This window comes from Streptosporangium sp. NPDC000239, from assembly GCF_040300765.1.
In the GTDB taxonomy this organism is placed as follows: Bacteria; Actinomycetota; Actinomycetes; order Streptosporangiales; family Streptosporangiaceae; genus Streptosporangium.
Genome location: NZ_JBEPEI010000025.1, coordinates 1 through 16534, shown reverse-complemented (window position 1 = coordinate 16534; position 16534 = coordinate 1). Strand labels below are relative to the sequence as shown.

Below are 16534 nucleotides of genomic sequence, written 5' to 3'. Positions count from 1 at the left end.
AACATGGATGAGTTGGTCATGTCGGGGTGGTCCGTGGCCTCGCCGTTCGGACTCGGGGCCGGTCCGTTCGCGGCCGGAATCGGCACGGGACGGCAGCCGTCGCCCGTCACGGACGGCGGGCCGTTCGACCGGGCGTATGTCATCCCCGGCTTTGACATTCCCCCCAAACTCGGCGGAAAGAGCACCCGGGGGATGGACCGGGCGACCGGCATCGCGGTGACAGGTGTCGGCATGCTGTTGGAGGAGTACGGCGGCGGGCCCGGCGACCACCCCGAGCGCGTCGGGCTCGTGCTCGGCACCGGGTCGGGGAGCGTCCAGAGCATCGTCGACTTCACCAGGGACTCGATGGTCGGTGAGCGGCCGTACGACGTCGACCCGGCCCGCTTCCCCAACACGGTGATGAACCGTGCCGCCGGGCAGAGCGCCATCTGGTACGGGCTGAAGGGGCCGAACGCCACCGTCGCCGGTGGAGCCGTCACCGGCCTGCTCGCCCTCAACTACGCCTCCAGACTGCTGCGGCGGGGCCGATGCGAGACGATCCTGTGCGGCGCGGTCGAGGAGTTCTCCGAACACCGGGGCTGGCTGGCGTGGCACTCCGGTCAGCGGAGCGAGCCGCTGGGCGAGGGCTGCGCGATCTTCCTGCTGGAGTCCCGGGAGAACGCCGTCCGATCCGGGCGGACCCCGCTGGCCACCGTGCTCGGGTCGCGGTTCGCCGCGTTCGGCCACCAGGAGGAGGCGGGGCGGCGGCTGTCGGAGTGCGTCACGGGACTGCTGACGCGTTGCGATCTCGACCCCGCCGACGTGCGCCTGGTGGCCACCTCGGAGACGACGGGAACGCTCGGCGAGCAGGAGAGCGCGGGCGTCACCGACGCGATCGGGGGCGCCGCCGTACGGCTGCGCTGCCGGGAGGCACTCGGCGACACGGCCGCCGCGTCCGCGGCGTTCCAGCTCGCCGCCACGCTGGCCGCCGGGCGGGACGAGCCGGCCGGGAGCCTCGCCCTGGTGACGTCCGTTGACTGTGGCGGCGTTGTCGGTTGCACGGCGCTGCGCCTGGAACCCTGCCCGTGACCCTGCCCGTGACCTGCGGCTCCGGTTCGGAACCGCCTAATCCCGTGCTTATGAGAGGGACGGAACATGACCGAACAGATCATCACCGCGGTGGACAAGGAAGAGCTGCGCACGCTGATCGCGGCGACGCTCGACGTCGACGTGGCCGAGGTCACCGACGAGGCGCACTTCGTCGAGGATCTCGGGGTGGACTCGCTGATGGCGCTGGAGATCACGGTCAACCTGGAGAAGAAGTACCAGGTGAGGATCGACGAATCCGAGGTCGCCGGAGTGACCACCTTGGAGAGCACGTACGCCCTGCTGGGAGAGCTGCTGCGGAAGGCCGCCGGATGAGCCGGCCCGCCGCGCTCACGACGTCGGCCGTACGGGTCGGTGCCGACGGGGACACGATCACCGCCACGGTGGTCGTCGATCCGGACGAGCCGATGTTCGCCGGCCACTATCCCGGCTTCCCCGTGTTCCCGGCCGTCGGCATGCTGGAGTTCGTCGACCGCGCCCTGCGCGCGTCGTTCGGCGCGGACCTGACGCTGAGCGAGATCGTGAGCGCCCGCTTCCTCAGCCCGGTGCTTCCAGGGGACGAGCTCACCGTGCGGGCCACGCCACGCGACGGCGACTACACCGTGGTGGTCGGCACCGAGCGCGGCGAGTCCGCCCGGCTCCGGCTGCGGTACCGGGAGGGGGCGTGATCGGGGTAGACGAGATCAAACGGTTCATTCCGCACCGGTACCCGATCCTGCTGCTCGACCGGGTCACCGAGGTCTCACCGGGCCGGAGCCTGACCGCGATCAAGGCGGTCACCTGCAACGAGCCGTACTACCGGCACGTCGACGCCGACGCGGGCCCCAGGGGCCACCACTACCCGTCGTTGCTGCTCCTGGAGTCGTGGGCGCAGGCCGCCTCGCTGCTCGTCCTGTGGGAGCAGCCCAACCCGGACGTGCTGTCCGGCAAGGTCGTGCTCGGCGGGGTGATGAAGAACGTGCGCTTCCTGCGCCCCGTACTGCCCGGCGAGGTGCTCTCACACCGGGTGCGCCTGGTCCGCCAGGTCGAGGACAGCTCGATCGTGGAGGGGGAGACCCTGGTCGGCTCCGAGGTGGTGCACGAGGCCGGCGCGGTGGTGTCGCTGCGGCCGGCCGAGGTCCTGCGTCAGGCGGCACCGGTGGGAGGCGCGTCGTGACCGGCCGTCCGGTCGCGCTGGTCACCGGCGGATCGCGGGGCATCGGCAGGGCCGTGGTGACCAGGCTCGCCGCCGACGGCTACGACGTGGCTTTCTGCTACCAGTCCAACGCCGAGGCCGCGGACGAGGTGGCGAAGGAGGCGGTCGAGGCGGGAGCGGGGGTGCTGGCCCGTCAGGTGGACGTGACCGACCGCTCCCAGGTGCGCGCGTTCGTCGGTGACGTCGAGGAGGAGTTCGGCCCGGTGCACGCCGTGGTCACCTCCGCGGGGATCACCAGGGACAGGCCGCTGGCGCTGCTGACGGATGAGGACTGGGACCGGGTGCTCACCGTCAACCTCGGCGGTACGCACAACGTGGTGCGGGCCGCGATCTTCCGGATGATGAAACGCAAGCGGGGCTCGGTCGTCACGCTGTCGTCGGTGGCCGGCGTCGCGGGGAACTCCGGCCAGACCAACTACTCCGCCTCCAAGGCGGGCATCATCGGCTTCACCAAGGCGCTGGCCAAGGAGGTCGGCCGTTACGGGATCACCGCGAACGTGGTGGCGCCCGGATTCGTCGAGACCGACATGACCGCCGGCCTGTCCGAGAAGGTCGTCCAGCAGATGGGCGAACGGATCTCCCTGGCCCGTTTCGGCACGCCCGGCGAGGTCGCCGACCTGGTCTCCTTCCTCGCCTCCGGCCGTGCCGCCTACATCACCGGCCAGGTGATCCGCGTCGACGGAGGCATCGCCCTGTGAGGGGTTCGGGAAGGGAGCGAGGGTGAGGTTCTACTTCAGCCTGCGGAGTCCGTACTCCTGGCTGGCACTGCACGACCTGCTGAACGACTACCCCGGCTTGGCCGAACGGCTCGAATGGATTCCGTTCTGGGACCCGGAGGAGTCCATGCTCAGGGAACTGACCGAGGCCGGTGGTGAGTTCGGCTACGCGACCATGCCCAAGGCCAAGCACCTGTACATCCTGCAGGACGTGCGCAGGCTCGCCCGTGACAGGGGACTGCGGACGCGCTGGCCGCTGGACCGGGAGCCGCGCTGGGAGGTGCCGCACCTGGCCTACCTGGTGGCCGCGGACAAGGGCCGGGGCCGGGAGTTCGTCATGCTGGCCTCGGAGATGCGCTGGGAGCGGGGGCTCGACATCTGCGCCCCCGAGGTGGTAACGGAGATCGCCACCGCGCTCGACCTGCCGGCCGGCGAACTGGCGGGGGCCGCGGACCGGCTCCCGGTTCGCGAGCAGGCCGTACAGGCGCTGCTGTCCGCCTACCGCGACGGCGTGTTCGGAGTCCCGTTCTTCGTCCGTCGCTACGACAAGTACTGGGGAGTCGACAGGCTGGACGCCTTCGCGGGCTCGCTCGGGCTGCGGCCCGCCGCCTCCCTCAACCCGGCCGAGGAACACGCCGGCGGCTGTGGCTGAACAGTATGGCCGGAGTATAGGGCTCCGGCGGAGCATGCAGGAGAGGTGAGCGGGATGAACGGGGTGACGGGATTCGAGGGCTTCATGGCCCGGCTGGGCGACAACGCCGAGCGCTTTCCCGACCGGCGCGCGCTGGTGTTCTGCCGCGACGGCGGCGAGGAGGAGGTGCACACGTACCGGAGCCTCGATCTGGCCGCGCGGTCCGTGGGCGCCTGGTTGGCCACGAAGGTCACACCGGGAGAGCGGGTGCTGCTGTCCTACCCCTCCGGCCTGGGCTTCGTCACGGCGTTCCTGGGATGCCTGCACGCGGGCGCGGTCGCCGTACCCGTCCCCGTACCCGACACCTACCGGCGGCAGTACGACCGCGTCACGGCGGTCTGCCGTGACGCGGAACCGGCTCTCGTGCTGACCGACGCCGACCGTGCCGAGGCGGTGTCCGCCTGGATCAGCCACAGCGGGCTGGGCGTCGAGGTCGCCGTCGTGGGGCGCGGTGAGCCGGGGCGGCGAGCCGAGCTCTCCCGGGACGCGCTGGCGTTCCTGCAGTACACCTCAGGCTCGACCAGCGAGGCCAAGGGCGTGATGGTCAGGCACGGCGACCTCGTGGACAACATCCTGGTGGGCAGCCGGCTGCTCGACCTCACCGAGGGCCCGCGCTTTTGCAGCTGGCTGCCCGTCTACCACGACATGGGCCTGGTGGCGATGATCCTGCTCCCGCTGTACCTCGGCGGGACCACGGTGCTCATGTCGCCCACCGACTTCCTGCGCCGTCCGTGGGTCTGGCTCGACCTGATCGGCAAGTACGGCGCGGAGGTGAGCGCCGCCCCCAACTTCGCCTACGACCTGTGCGCCCGCCGGGTCACCGACCAGCAGGTGCGCGGCATGGACCTGTCGAGCTGGCGGCACGCGTGCAACGGCGCGGAACCCATCGACGCCGGCACCCTGGCCAGGTTCGCCGACCGCTTCGCGGTGGCCGGTCTGAAACCGGAGGCCCTGACGGCCGGGTACGGCATGGCCGAGGCCACGCTGTTCATCTCCGGCACCGCTTCCGGGCGCCCACCGGTCGTGACCAGGGCCGACCCCGGCGCGCTCGCCCGCGACACGCTGCTGCCCGACGACGCGGGCAGGCCGCTGGTCAGCTGCGGCCGCCCGGGGGTGATGGATGTGCGCATCGTGGATCCGGACACCCACGCGGAGCTTCCAGACGGGCGGGTCGGCGAGATCTGGGTCCGCGGTGACGGCGTCGCGTCCGGGTACTGGCGCAAGGAGGAGGAGACGCGGCACTGTTTCGGCGCGACGACCGGATCCGGGGAGAGCGGCTTCCTGCGCACCGGTGACCTGGGCGTGCTCGCCGACGGCGAGCTGTACGTCACCGGCCGGATCAAGGACATGGTCATCGTCAACGGGCGCAACCTCTATCCGCACGACATCGAGCGGGCGGTGGCCGGCCTGGTCCCGGCCATGGAGAACCTGCCGTCCTGCGTGTTCTCCGTCACCGTGCCACACGAGGAGATCGTGATCGTGCAGGAGATCAGGACCCGCGCCGTGACGGAGGAGACGCTGACCCGGCTGGCCGGCGAGATCAGGTCGGCGCTGGGCCGGCGGCTCGGGGTGACGGTGGCCAACGTCTCGTTCGTCCGCCCGGGCGCCATCCCCAAGACCACCAGCGGCAAGATCCGGCGGGGTACGACGCGCGAGCTGTTCGTCTCGGGGAGGCTCGACGCGCGCCACGAGGACCTGTCCGCGGGAGTGATCGGCCACCACCGCGGTGGCGTGTCATGACCTACCGGCCGTTCGCGCTGGCCGAGCGCATCGAGGACGCGCTCGGCGACCCCGCCGACGAGGGGAACGTCTTCTCCGTCTCCCGCTGCCTGGAGCTGGACGGGCGCGAGGAGTTCCCCGAGGACATCTGCGCGCACCTGGACAAGCTGGGCCTGCCACGGTTCTACGTGCCCGTCGAACACGGCGGTGACCTGGACACCTACGAGAACCTGCTCCAGGTGATCCGGACGCTGTCCCGGCGTGACTTCACCGTCGCCCTGGCCCACTGCAAGACCTACCTCGGCTCGGTCGCCACCTGGGTCGCGGGCACGCCCGGCCAGGCGGAGGGCCTGGCCCGGCGGGTACTGCGCGGCGAGGTGGTCTCCCTGGCGCTCACCGAGCGCGACCACGGCAGCGACGTGCTGGCGGGGCGGGTCTCGGCCACCCCGAGCGGCGCCGGGTACCGGATCGACGGCGAGAAGTGGCTGATCAACAACGCCACCCGCGGCGATCTGGTCTGCGTGCTGGCCAGGACCAGTCCCCGGAGCGAGGCACGCTGCCACAGCCTCTTCCTCGTCGACAAGCACCGTCTGCCCTCCGGCGGCTACCACCACCTGCCCAAGGTCAGGACCCACGGGGTACGGGGCGCCGACATCAGCGGCATCCACTTCACCGGGGCGGAGGTCCCCGCGGACGCGATGATCGGAGAACCGGGCGCCGGGCTGGAGATCCTGCTGAAGGGACTGCAGATCACCCGCACGCTGTGCGGGGGGATGTCGCTGGGGATGGGCGAGCACGCGCTACGTTTCGTCGCCGGTTTCGCCGAGCGGCACCGGATGTTCGGCCGCCCGCTGATCGAGCTGCCGCAGACCGCGCGTGTGCTGGCGGAGTCCTACGCGGACCTGATGGTCGCCGAGGCGATGACCCTGGTGTCGACGCGGGCGATCCACACGCTGACCGCGGAGCAGAGTGTGATCTCCGCGGTCGTCAAGTACTACGTGCCCACGATCGTCGACCGTGCCGTCAACCGGCTGGCCAAGGTGCTCGGCGCGCGAGCCCTGCTGACCGACGGACCCTTCCAGAAGCTTCAGCGGGACCACCGGATCGTCGGCATCTTCGACGGCAACACGCTCGTCAACCTCAACGCGGTGGTCAACCAGTTCTCCGGCCTGGTGCGGGGATACCGGCGGGAACGGGTCGACCACGACGGCCTGGACGTCGCGGCCGGGCTCGACCTGGCGGTGCCCGCGTTCGAGCCGGACAGGCTGAGCCTGCTGTCTCGCGGCGGCTGCAGCCTGGTGCAGGACCTGCCCGCGCGCACCGGCGCCGCGATGGACGCGGCCCCGGAACACCTGGGCAGGCTGCGCCGCTACGCGGACGGGCTGCACGCCGAGCTCGCCCGCTGCCGTCCGGTCGCCCGGGACGTCCCGCCGGAGATGTTCGACCTGGCCAGGAGATACGCGGCGGGTTACGCCGCGGCGGCCTGCCTGCGGATGTGGGCCGACAACGGCCTGGACACGCTGTGGCTGCGGGTGTGCCTGGCCCGCGTGCTGGGCGGGAGGGACGAGGCCGTGGACCGGCTGCTGCCCGTCCTGCGGGAACGGCTCGACGACAGGCGGCCGCTCTCGCTGCTGGCGTACCGATCGACTCATTAGGAGCTGCCATCTATGTCGCCTGACACCATTCGCATGTGGTTACGCGAGCGCGTCGCCTTCTACGTGGAGCGCGATCCCGAGGAGATCGACCCCGATGTCGAGCTCGTCGAGATCGGGCTCGACTCGGTCTTCGCGATGAGCCTCAGCGGTGACATCGAGGACGAGTTCGGGGTCTTCGTCGAGCCGACGGTCGCCTGGGACCATCCCACGGTCAACGCGCTGACCGGTTACCTGCACGATGTGGTCGTGACCATCTGATGGACGGCCTCCGCGAGCTTTCGGTCGGCCAGCAGGCGATGTGGTTCCTGCAGCGGCTCGCCCCCGGCAGCACCGCCTACACGATGATGGTGGCGGTCCGCGTCCGCGGCCCGCTGGACGTGGCGCGCCTGCGCCGTGCGACGGACGCCGTCGTGGCCAGGCACGAGATGCTTCGCTCGGTGTTCGCCGAGGTCGACGGGGTGCCGTACCGGGAGGTCGCGGACCTGCCGTCGCCGCTGACGGTGATCGACGTGGGCCCGGTGGAGGAGGAGGTGCTCCACGAGCGGGTGACGCGGGCCGGCAAGGCCCCGTTCGACCTGGGCCGGACCGGGGCCTTCCGCGTCACGCTGGTGCGCCGGACCCCGGACGACGCCGTGCTGATGCTCGTGGCGCACCACATCGTGAGCGACGCGATGTCCCAGTGGCTGGTCCTGCGTGACCTGCTGTGGGCCTACGAGGAAGGGGACGCCCCCGGCTGGCCGGAGCTCACCCGCACGTTCGACGACTACGTGCGCGCCGAACAGGACCTGCTGGCCTCTCCCAGAAGACCGCGTCTGGAGCGTCACTGGCGTGAGGTGTGCGCAGGGGCGACCGCGGCGCGGCTGCCCACCGACCGCCCGCGCCCGGCCAGGCCGTCGTTGCGGGGGGCGGCGACCGTCGTGTCGTTCTCCGAACGGACGGGCGCGCGGCTGATCGAGGACTCGCGCGCGGCGGGGGTCACGCCGTTCGCCACGGTGTTCGCGGCGCTGCAGGCGGTGCTCCACCGGTACGTCGGAACCGGCGACTTCCTCGTCGGCTGCCCCGCCAGCACACGTTTCGGCGGCGGCATGCGCAACGTGGTCGGTTACTTCGCCAACACGCTCCCGATCCGGGCGAACCTCACCCCGGAGACGACGTTCGGCCAGGCGGCGGTCGCGGCGCACCAGGGGATGGTCCGCGCCATGGCGAACGCCGCGCTGCCCTCCGCGCTCATCGGCGACCTGTCGCCGAACCGGGCGCCGTTGTTCCACGTCGCGGTCAACCTGCTGTCGATGGACGCGATGGACCCCGCGCTCCCGCTGGCCGTCGACGGTTCGGTCGAGGGGCCGGAGACGACCTTCCGCGGCCTGCGGCTGGCCGCCTACGACGTATCCCAGATGGAAGGTCAGTTCGATCTGACGGTGGATGTTCGTAAGGCGGCCTCCGTTTTCACGGCGGTCGTCAAATACGACACCGACCTGTTCGATGTCCCGACGGTCGAACGATTCGCCGCGCACTTCCGCCGGGCGGTGGAATCAAACGTTCCAAACCTTCCCGTCGGCCGTCTCTCGCTGGTGGACGAAAGTGAGGCGCGGCTTCTGCTCGCGCTGGGCACGGCATAAGACCCCCCGGAGGCAGGCCGTCATTAATGAATTCAACTGCCTCCCCGGCCTGGTGGCGGCCGGGTGGGCGATCGGTGGACTTTAACGGATGCCCATTTCCAGTCACGCTGCACAATGGTAATATAAGGGCCCTGACTTATTACCGGAATATAGTTCGGGAAAATCTGAGCCCGGCTCATATGTGATTGCGTTAAGTTTCGGAAACATGTGTCTGCTTGACGTTTGACTTCGGCGTCCAAGATTCCAGGTCATGACCGAAATATATTACCTGCTGGTATGTCTGGAAGGTAGCCGGAGGAGTCCGCGTGCGAAATGAATCGATTTTCGACGCCATCGTGGAGCAGGTGGAAGAAAGGCCCTGTCAGAACGCCGTTGTCCTGGAGGACGGAGACGGCCGCGAGCACCACATCGGCTACCTCGAACTGCATCTGCTGGCCACGTCACTGGCGGCCTGGTTACAGAGCGTGTGCCGGCCCGGGGACCGGGTCCTGCTGTGCTATCCGACGGGGATCGAGTTCACCAGGAGCCTGCTGGCGTGCCTCTACGCGGACGTCGTCCCCGTGCCCGTACCGCTTCCCGGCCGGACCGACCACCACCTCAGCACGATCACCGGGATCGCGCTCGACGCCGAGGCGTGCCTGGTCCTGACCGACGCCGCGCACTCCGACGAGGTGTACGTCTGGCTGACCCACGACGATCTCGGCATCCACGAGTGCGTCGCCACCGACGTCATCGAGTTCGAGGACGCCTCGGACTGGGTGGAGCCGCTCAGGAAGGGCGAGGACCAGGCGCTGCTGCAGTACACCGTCGGCCCCGGAGGCGGCCCGATCGGCATCACGGTCTCGCACGCCAACGTCCTGCACAACTGCGCCCTGATCGCCGCGGCCTACGGGCTCGGCTCCGGTGTGCGCTCCGGCGGCTGGCTGCCCCTGCATCACTCGATGGGCCTGATCGCCCTGCTCCTGGCACCGCTGATCAGCGGCGGCACCGCGGTGCTGATGCCCCCCGAGACCTTCTGCGCCGACCCGATCAGGTGGTTGCGGCTGATCGACCGGCACGACGTGAGGTTCAGCGTCTCACCCACCTTCGGCTACGGACTGTGCGTCAGCGAGATCACCGACGACCAGCTCGCGGGGCTGGACCTGTCACGGTGGCGGCACGCGCTGCTGGTGGAGATGACGGGTGCCTCCCCGGCCGAGGCGCGCACCGTCGAGCTCTTCGCCGAGCGCCTGCGCACCGCGGGCCTGCGTGCCGAGGCGCTGCGAACCTCGTACGGCCTGGCGGAGGCCACCCTGCTGACCGCCGTCGGCGCCCCCGGAGGGGCGGTCGAGGCCAGGTGCTTCGACTCCCGGGCGCTCGACAGGAATCTCCTCATCCCCACCTCGGACACGCAGGGACCGCGGCTGCTGGGCCTCGGCGTGGTCCCCGAGCCCGACCTGCGGATCGTCGACCCGGTCACCGCCGGCGCGCTTCCCGAAGGCAGGATCGGCGAGATCTGGGTGCGCGGACCGCGCGTCGTGCCAGGTTACTGGCGCAAGGAACGTCTCACCGGGGAACGGTTCGACCAGGTCACCGCGGACGGGGAGAAAGGCTTCGTGCGGAGCGGGAACCTGGGGGCGATCGTCCGCGGCGAGCTGTACGTGACGGGGCTGATGCGGGATGTGTCGAGGTACGGCGGCCGCTACCTCGACCTCGGCAGGGTGGAGCGCGCGATCGTCGGCGGCGGCTCCATCGTGGCCTGCAGCGCCTTCCCGGCGCCGGCGGACCGCGACGAGATCATCGTGGTCGCGCAACCGGCCCGCGCGGAAACGGACGAGGGCTCGTCGCCGCTGATCCGCGAGGTGCGGGACATTCTCGCGCTGCGTTTCGGTGTCCACCGCACAAAGGTGGTGCTCGTCAAACCGGGGCAGGTGCAGGTGATGCCGGACGGGGAGGTCAACCGGCAGCTGACGAGGGAGCTGTTCGTCGCCAACGCGCTGGACATCGTCTACGCCGATGTCGCCAGGGAGTTCTTCTTCGAGGAGGTCGCGGCCCTTCCCGGGACCCGCGAGGCGGAGGGCTCGGCTCTGACCTGACCGCGCGGACGGCTCCGGACAACCGGACAGCCGGCGAGCGGGGGCAGGAGGGCCGACGGGCCGAGGCGCCGTCGCCCGCCGCCGGAGAGCGGCCGATCCATCCGCCGCCCTCCGTGGCGGGACGTCACCGGCGCTCCAGATTGGTCATGCGGGTGGCGATCCGGTCGGCGGCGGGATCACGCATCACGTCGACCACCCGCCCGTCGGCCAGGAACATCACGACGTCGGCGTAGGAGGCGGCGACGGGGTCGTGCGTCACCATGATCACCGTGCGGTGGTGCTGGTCCACCACGCCACGCAGCAGTTCGAGCACCTCCCGGCCGCTGCTGGTGTCCAGCGCGCCGGTGGGTTCGTCGGCGAACAGCACGTCGGGCTTGGTGATCAGCGCGCGGGCGATCGCGACCCGTTGCTGCTGGCCGCCGGACAACTCCCCGGGCCGGTGTGCGGCGCGCTCGGCGAGTCCGACCGAGGTCAGGGCCCAGTCGACCTCCGCGTCGCTGGGGGTGCGCCCGCCGAGCAGCAGCGGAAGCCGTACGTTCTGCGCCGCGGTCAGCGCGCTGATCAGGTTGAAGGCCTGGAACACGAAGCCGATCCGCTCCCTGCGCAGCAGGGTGAGCTGGTCCTCGTTCAGCGTGGCCAGATCGACGTCGGTGAGCATGACCTGCCCCGAGTCCGGCCGGTCCAGTCCCGCGGCGCACTGCAGCAGCGTGGACTTACCCGACCCCGACGGGCCCATCACGGCGGTGAAGCTCCCGGCGGGGAAGGAGAAGCTCAGATCGGCCAGCGCGGTCACCCGGGCCGCGCCGGAACCGTACACCTTGGTCACGGACCGCAGATCGACGGCCAGATCCATGGCAATCACCTTTCTCGTGGTCACTCGGCTGCCACGGCGCGGCCGATGGCGGAGGTTTTCAGGGTCGCCCTGGCCGTCAGGGTGGTGGCGGCCACCGCGAGCAGGGCGCTGGTGGCGGTGAGCGCACCCACCGGCGCCCACGGGATCGCCAGCGAGGCGGCGGGCTCCAGCTGGGTCAGCGCGCTGAGCAGCCCGGCGAAGTTGAGCGAGGAGGCCGCCACGGCCAGCACCGTCCCGACCGCCACCACCAGGACCGACTCGGCCAGCAGCGAGAGCACCGCCTGCCGCGAGGTGGCCCCGGCCAGGCGCAGCATGACCAGATCCCGTCTACGGCCGGACGCCGCCATCACCATCGTGTTGACGATCGAGATGCAGCTGTAGACCACGGAGATGCCGAGCGTCACCATCATGCCGATCACGCTGGTGCCCTGGTCGCTGTTCCGGGAGACGGCGACCCATTCGGCCCTGGTCAGCACCTGCACGCCCTGCCCGGCGGTCTTCTCGCGCAACGGTCCGGCTCCACCGGGGGAGGTCTTCACGTAGGCCACCTCCGGCGTGCTCCGTCCGGCGTGGGAGGCGTCCAGGTAGAAGTCGGCGCCGCCGATCCCGCTCCTCAGCACCGCGGCGACCTTCAGCCGGACCGGCTTCCCGCCGGTCGGCGTGATCTCGACGCGCTGGCCGACGCGGCGCTCCCAGTCCTCGGTCACCACGATGGTGTCCTGGCCCAGGTTCTTCAGCGATCCGGCGACCACCGGGAGGCCCGTCGTCGCGGCGAGCATGGCGGGAGCGGCGGCGTAGCCCGACAACTCCTCGACGGTGCCGAACTCGTCTGCCGCGCTGACGGTCACCGGCGTGAGCGCGGCGATCTGGGCACCCGCGACGGAGCGCGCCCGCTCCAGCGCCTCCGGGCGGATACCGGTGGAGCCGTCGGGAACGAGCACGTGGTCGGCGCGGAGCTGGGCGGCCGTCTCGGCCGACCGGGCCTGGCCGATCGTCTCAAGCGCGCCGAGCAGGGTGATCGACAGCCCGACGGTGAGGAGGATCGGGATGGCCGTCGCGGCCGTGCGCCGGACCATGGTGAGGGCGTTCTCCCGCACCAGGAGGCCGACCGCGCTGCCGCCGCGAGCCCACGGCCAGGTCAACAGCCGGATCACCGGAGGGATGAGGGCCGGGGCCAGCAGGGCGGCCGCCGCGATCGGCATCAGCAGCACCCAGAGGTACACCACGGGAACACCGGATATGCCCGGCATGGCGACCGTGATGACGGCCATCCCCAGGATCGCGATGGCCAGGAAGCCCAGGCCGAACAGCGTGCGCGGCGAGCGGAGGCCGCGTGAGAGCGGCGTGTCCATGGCGGACTCGCGCAGAGTCTCGGTCGGCCGTACGGTGGCCGCGCGGCGGGAGGCGGCCGAGACGCCCAGCGTCGCGACCCCGAGACCCATCAGGCACGAGAGCAGGAGCGGCACGGGCGAGACGGCGACCTGGAACCAGGACGGCGCGATGCCCCCCGCCACCAGCGTGGCGGCCAGCGCCGGGGCACCGGCCAGGCTGAGCAGGCAGCCGACGACGCAGGCGACCGTGCCGAGCAGCAGCGCCTCGGCCAGGATCATCCGGCGAACCTGGCGCGGGGTGGCCCCGACCAGGCGTAGCAGGGCCAGCTCGCGCGTGCGCTGGATCACCGCGAAGGCGAACGTGGAGGCCACCACGAAGACGGTGACGAACCCCGCCACGCCCGCCGAGACGCTCAGGAGCACCACGGTCCCCGTCAGGACGGCGCGCGCCCGCTCGTAATTCGCGAGGGCGGAACTCATCACCAACGCGATGGTGGCGATGATCCCGACGCCGAGAGAAAGCGAGAGAAAGGTTCCCGAGAATGTGATCCATCGTGCACGAAGCGTGCTCAGTGCGACGCTTATCACTCGCGAACCTCCATTGTCGACGCCAGGGGGTGGCGGATCCGTCAGGTGATGATTCTGGATCGTGCACCACTGCCGGCGTATATGCGCCGCACGTCGCGAATCAGATTGAGCCTCTTGAGCCAACGATCGTTTCCATCGTATCTGGCGGAGAACGGCTCGCGGCCGTGAACGATCCGGTAGTTGTCGACGAATATCGCCTCCCCCGGTCGCAGCACGATTCTCTCCACCGCCTCGCAGAGCAGGCCGTGCATCACCGTGATCGCCTCCGCCGCCCGCCCGGCCTCCTGGTCGGCCGTCATGAAGTCCCTGTCGAAGCGCAGGTAGGAACGCTCGGCCGGACCGAAGACCACCGGGCCGACGGTGCTGCGGCGGCCGGCGAGCCCGCCGCCGTCGACCACGTTGAGGATCTCCCCGGTGTGGGAGTCGTCCGGATAGAACCTGAAGGACTCCTCGGACAGCGCCTCGCGCAGCTCACCGGGGAAGTCCAGCGCGTCGAACCGGGTGATGGTGGTGCCCACCTCGTCGGGGTTGCGCAGGCAGAACAGCGACACGTAGTCGCAGCGGAAGGGGTGGAAGACGTCCTCTGTGTGCAGCGTCAGGGGCTCCGTGCTGCTGGCGCTGGTCAGCGACCGCTCCATGCCCGGAGTGGGGACCACGTCGTGCACCAGGCGCCCGTCCTGCTGGTTGGCCCAGCCGAACGGCTCGCCGAGCACGGCTCCGACCAGCAGCAGCACGAGCTCCTCCCGCCGCCCCGCGCCGTTCTTGGCGGCCATGTCCCAGCCCGCCGGGGTCGGCGCGAGAGCGGGGTCGACCGGCAGGCCGGACACGAGCGCCACGTCCGCCTCCGCCGCGCGCACGTCGGCCAGGAACCGGCGCAGCCGCAGCGGCAGGCCGTGCGCGACGGAGCCCGCCTGCTCGGCGAACCGCAGGGGGTCCCACGACGTCCAGTCCGCCAGCACGTCGTCGACGAGCCTGTCGACCTGCGCCCGTTCCTGCGCCGTCAAAAGGAAATTCTCCACGCTGGTCCTCCCGATGGGTCGCCGTATGGCCGCGCCCGGGCTGTTGCCTTTCAACGGGCGATATGCGAGTGAATGCTGCCCGCGGGAGGATCCAATTTCAATGTTTCCGCTGAATATAGAAGAACTATAGTCGCGCACGGAACGCTCGTCGGTGGAATCGGCCGCCGTGCCGGTGTCCGGTGCTTCATTTCCGGGCGGACGGCACTGATTCTCCGTGACCCCTGTATTCCGGTGGAGGAGAGCGACATGAGCACGGAAGCGTCGGACTTCAGCGCGCGACGGGACGAGCTCATCCGGTTGCGTCTGGCCGAGAAGAAGGGGACGCGGGGAGGCCGCATCCCCCGGGCCGACCGAGAGGGGCCGATCGGGCTCTCCTCCGGGCAGCAGCAGATGTGGTTCCTCAACCGCCTCGACCCGGGCAGCCCGGAGTACCTGGTTCCGCTGGCGTTGCGGCTGCGCGGCCGGCTCGACCACGGCTCGCTGGAGCGTGCCTGGCGGGAGGTCATCGCCAGGCACGAGAGCCTGCGTACCCGTTACGTGCTCGTCGGGGAGGACCCGACCCAGGTGATCGACGAGCCGTACGCCGTGCGCCTGCCCGTCGACGACCTGCACGGCGTGGACGGGGAGGGGATGCTGGATGCCGTCGGGGCCGTGGTGGCGACCTCGTTCGACCTGGCCGCGGAGTGGCCCGCGCGGGCCCGCCTGCTCCGGCTGGCCGACGACGACCACGTGCTCGTCCTGGTGTTCCACCACATCGCCTGTGACGCGTGGTCCCTCGCCGTCGTCGTCGGGGAACTGGCCGAGCTCTACAGCGCCTTCACCGAGGGGTCGCCCTCCCCGCTCGCACCGCTTGAGACGCAGTACGCCGACTACGCCGCCTGGGAGAGCGGTCGTTCCTTCGACCGTTCGCTCGCCTACTGGCGCGAGCGGCTCGCCGACCTGCGCCCGCTCGACCTGCCCACCGACCGCCCCCGGCCCGCCACCAGGGTCTGGACCGGCGACGTCGACATGTTCGAGATTCCGGCCCCGCTCGCCGAGCGGCTGCGGGAGGTGGCCCGGCGGCACGGCTCGACTCTCTTCACCGTGCTGCTGACCGCCTTCAAGCTGCTGCTGTCGCGTCACACCGGCCTGAACGACATCCCCGTCGGCACCATGGTCTCCGGCCGCACCCGGCCCGAGCTGCAGGGGCTCGTCGGATACTGCATCAACAGCCTCGTCGTGCGCTCCCGCTGGGAGGGGGACCCGGCCTTCGCCGACCTGCTCGCCAAGGTCAGGAACACGGTGCTGGAGGCGTTCGACCACCAGGACGTGCCCTTCGCCCAGCTGGTGGACGAACTGCAGCCGGAGCGCGACCTGTCCCGCACGCCGCTGTTCCAGGTCGCCTTCACCTTCGAGCCGGCCTCGGACGGACCGGCCTGGGCCGGGCTTGAGGTCGCCCCGCTGCCCGGCCGCTCCCGTGTGTCGCGCTTCGACCTCACCCTCCTCGTCAAGGAGGCGCCGGACGGCTCGCTGAGCGCGACGATCGAGTACGTGCCCGACCTGTTCGACCGGGCCCGGGTGACCCGGATGGGTGGCCACCTCCTCCGCCTGCTCGACGGCGTGGCCGACGACCCCGGTGCGCGGGTCTCACACCTGGAACTGCTCGGCGCCGACGAACTCGCCGTCGTGCTGCCCACCGCTGAGGTGGGGGGTGTTTCGCGGTGTGTGCATGAGGTGTTTGAGGAGCGGGTGGTGGTGTGTCCGGATGCGGTGGCGGTGGTGTGTGGTGAGGTGCGGTTGTCGTATGGGGAGGTGAATGCGCGGGCGAATCGGTTGGCGCATTGTTTGCTGGGGTTGGGTGTGGGGTCGTTGGTGGGGGTGTGTTTGGGGCGTGGGGTGGATTTGGTTCCGGCGTTGTTGGGGGTGTTGAAGGCGGGGGCGGGTTATGTGCCGTTGGATCCGGCGGTGCCGGCTGAGCGGTTGGGGGGGATGTTGGCCGACAGTGGGG

Annotated in this window: 15 protein-coding genes; 12 read left to right on the top strand and 3 right to left on the bottom strand. The window is 70.6% G+C overall.

Features of this window, described 5'->3' with window-relative positions:
* Positions 1 to 3 precede the first annotated feature (3 nt).
* From ABT340_RS37855 to ABT340_RS37805, 11 genes are all read left to right on the top strand, one after another.
* A complete protein-coding gene (locus ABT340_RS37855; RefSeq protein ID WP_352015736.1) occupies positions 4 to 1068 on the top strand; it encodes a beta-ketoacyl synthase N-terminal-like domain-containing protein in 1065 nt (354 codons plus the stop codon).
* A gap of 66 nt (positions 1069 to 1134) precedes the next feature.
* Positions 1135 to 1401 carry an acyl carrier protein gene (locus tag ABT340_RS37850; protein WP_352015735.1) on the top strand — a complete coding sequence of 89 codons (267 nt, stop codon included), beginning with the start codon at positions 1135 to 1137 and terminating at the stop codon, positions 1399 to 1401.
* Positions 1398 to 1754: a 3-hydroxyacyl-ACP dehydratase FabZ family protein gene (locus ABT340_RS37845; RefSeq protein WP_352015734.1), complete on the top strand. Its 357-nt coding sequence runs from the start codon at positions 1398 to 1400 to the stop codon at positions 1752 to 1754. Before ABT340_RS37850 ends, ABT340_RS37845 begins: the two co-directional genes overlap by 4 nt.
* Complete coding sequence (locus ABT340_RS37840; protein WP_352015733.1) at positions 1751 to 2242, top strand: 3-hydroxyacyl-ACP dehydratase FabZ family protein; 492 nt, start codon at positions 1751 to 1753, stop codon at positions 2240 to 2242. The genes ABT340_RS37845 and ABT340_RS37840 overlap by 4 nt, the downstream gene beginning before the upstream one ends.
* Positions 2239 to 2979, top strand: coding sequence for a 3-oxoacyl-[acyl-carrier-protein] reductase (gene fabG / locus ABT340_RS37835; protein ID WP_352015732.1), 741 nt, complete (start codon positions 2239 to 2241; stop codon positions 2977 to 2979). Before ABT340_RS37840 ends, fabG begins: the two co-directional genes overlap by 4 nt.
* A gap of 22 nt (positions 2980 to 3001) precedes the next feature.
* Positions 3002 to 3649 (top strand): 2-hydroxychromene-2-carboxylate isomerase, encoded by a 648-nt coding sequence (locus tag ABT340_RS37830; protein WP_352015731.1) that lies wholly within the window; start codon positions 3002 to 3004, stop codon positions 3647 to 3649.
* 54 nt (positions 3650 to 3703) lie between these two features.
* Positions 3704 to 5428, top strand: a complete 1725-nt coding sequence (locus ABT340_RS37825; protein WP_352015730.1) for a fatty acyl-AMP ligase — start codon at positions 3704 to 3706, stop codon at positions 5426 to 5428.
* Complete coding sequence (locus ABT340_RS37820) at positions 5425 to 7062, top strand: acyl-CoA dehydrogenase family protein (RefSeq protein ID WP_352015729.1); 1638 nt, start codon at positions 5425 to 5427, stop codon at positions 7060 to 7062. The genes ABT340_RS37825 and ABT340_RS37820 overlap by 4 nt, the downstream gene beginning before the upstream one ends.
* Before the next feature lie 12 nt (positions 7063 to 7074).
* Positions 7075 to 7320, top strand: a complete 246-nt coding sequence (locus tag ABT340_RS37815) for an acyl carrier protein (protein WP_352015728.1) — start codon at positions 7075 to 7077, stop codon at positions 7318 to 7320.
* Positions 7320 to 8681: a condensation domain-containing protein gene (locus tag ABT340_RS37810; RefSeq protein ID WP_352015727.1), complete on the top strand. Its 1362-nt coding sequence runs from the start codon at positions 7320 to 7322 to the stop codon at positions 8679 to 8681. Before ABT340_RS37815 ends, ABT340_RS37810 begins: the two co-directional genes overlap by 1 nt.
* A 305-nt stretch (positions 8682 to 8986) precedes the next feature.
* Positions 8987 to 10756 (top strand): AMP-binding protein, encoded by a 1770-nt coding sequence (locus ABT340_RS37805; protein WP_352015726.1) that lies wholly within the window; start codon positions 8987 to 8989, stop codon positions 10754 to 10756.
* A gap of 124 nt (positions 10757 to 10880) precedes the next feature.
* Here the strand turns inward: ABT340_RS37805 and ABT340_RS37800 are convergent, their stop codons facing one another.
* The 3 genes from ABT340_RS37800 to ABT340_RS37790 form a co-directional block, all read right to left on the bottom strand.
* On the bottom strand, positions 10881 to 11609 hold the full coding sequence (locus tag ABT340_RS37800) for an ABC transporter ATP-binding protein (protein WP_352015725.1): 729 nt from the start codon (positions 11607 to 11609) through the stop codon (positions 10881 to 10883).
* Between the two features lie 20 nt (positions 11610 to 11629).
* Positions 11630 to 13420: an ABC transporter permease gene (locus tag ABT340_RS37795; protein ID WP_352015790.1), complete on the bottom strand. Its 1791-nt coding sequence runs from the start codon at positions 13418 to 13420 to the stop codon at positions 11630 to 11632.
* Positions 13421 to 13569: 149 nt separating this feature from the next.
* A complete protein-coding gene (locus ABT340_RS37790; protein ID WP_352015724.1) occupies positions 13570 to 14547 on the bottom strand; it encodes a hypothetical protein in 978 nt (325 codons plus the stop codon).
* A 246-nt stretch (positions 14548 to 14793) separates the two neighbouring features.
* Between ABT340_RS37790 and ABT340_RS37785 the strand changes: the two genes are divergently transcribed.
* On the top strand, positions 14794 to 16534 hold a 1741-nt coding region (locus tag ABT340_RS37785; protein WP_352015723.1), incomplete at its 3' end, for a condensation domain-containing protein.

Coding starts and splice junctions, on each gene's coding strand:
- ABT340_RS37855 (WP_352015736.1), top strand. CDS start 4: ATGGATGAGTTGGTCATGTCGGGGTGGTCCGTGGCCTCGCCGTTCGGA.
- ABT340_RS37850 (WP_352015735.1), top strand. CDS start 1,135: ATGACCGAACAGATCATCACCGCGGTGGACAAGGAAGAGCTGCGCACG.
- ABT340_RS37845 (WP_352015734.1), top strand. CDS start 1,398: ATGAGCCGGCCCGCCGCGCTCACGACGTCGGCCGTACGGGTCGGTGCC.
- ABT340_RS37825 (WP_352015730.1), top strand. CDS start 3,704: ATGAACGGGGTGACGGGATTCGAGGGCTTCATGGCCCGGCTGGGCGAC.
- ABT340_RS37820 (WP_352015729.1), top strand. CDS start 5,425: ATGACCTACCGGCCGTTCGCGCTGGCCGAGCGCATCGAGGACGCGCTC.
- ABT340_RS37815 (WP_352015728.1), top strand. CDS start 7,075: ATGTCGCCTGACACCATTCGCATGTGGTTACGCGAGCGCGTCGCCTTC.
- ABT340_RS37810 (WP_352015727.1), top strand. CDS start 7,320: ATGGACGGCCTCCGCGAGCTTTCGGTCGGCCAGCAGGCGATGTGGTTC.
- ABT340_RS37800 (WP_352015725.1), bottom strand. CDS start 11,609: ATGGATCTGGCCGTCGATCTGCGGTCCGTGACCAAGGTGTACGGTTCC.
- ABT340_RS37795 (WP_352015790.1), bottom strand. CDS start 13,420: ATGAGTTCCGCCCTCGCGAATTACGAGCGGGCGCGCGCCGTCCTGACG.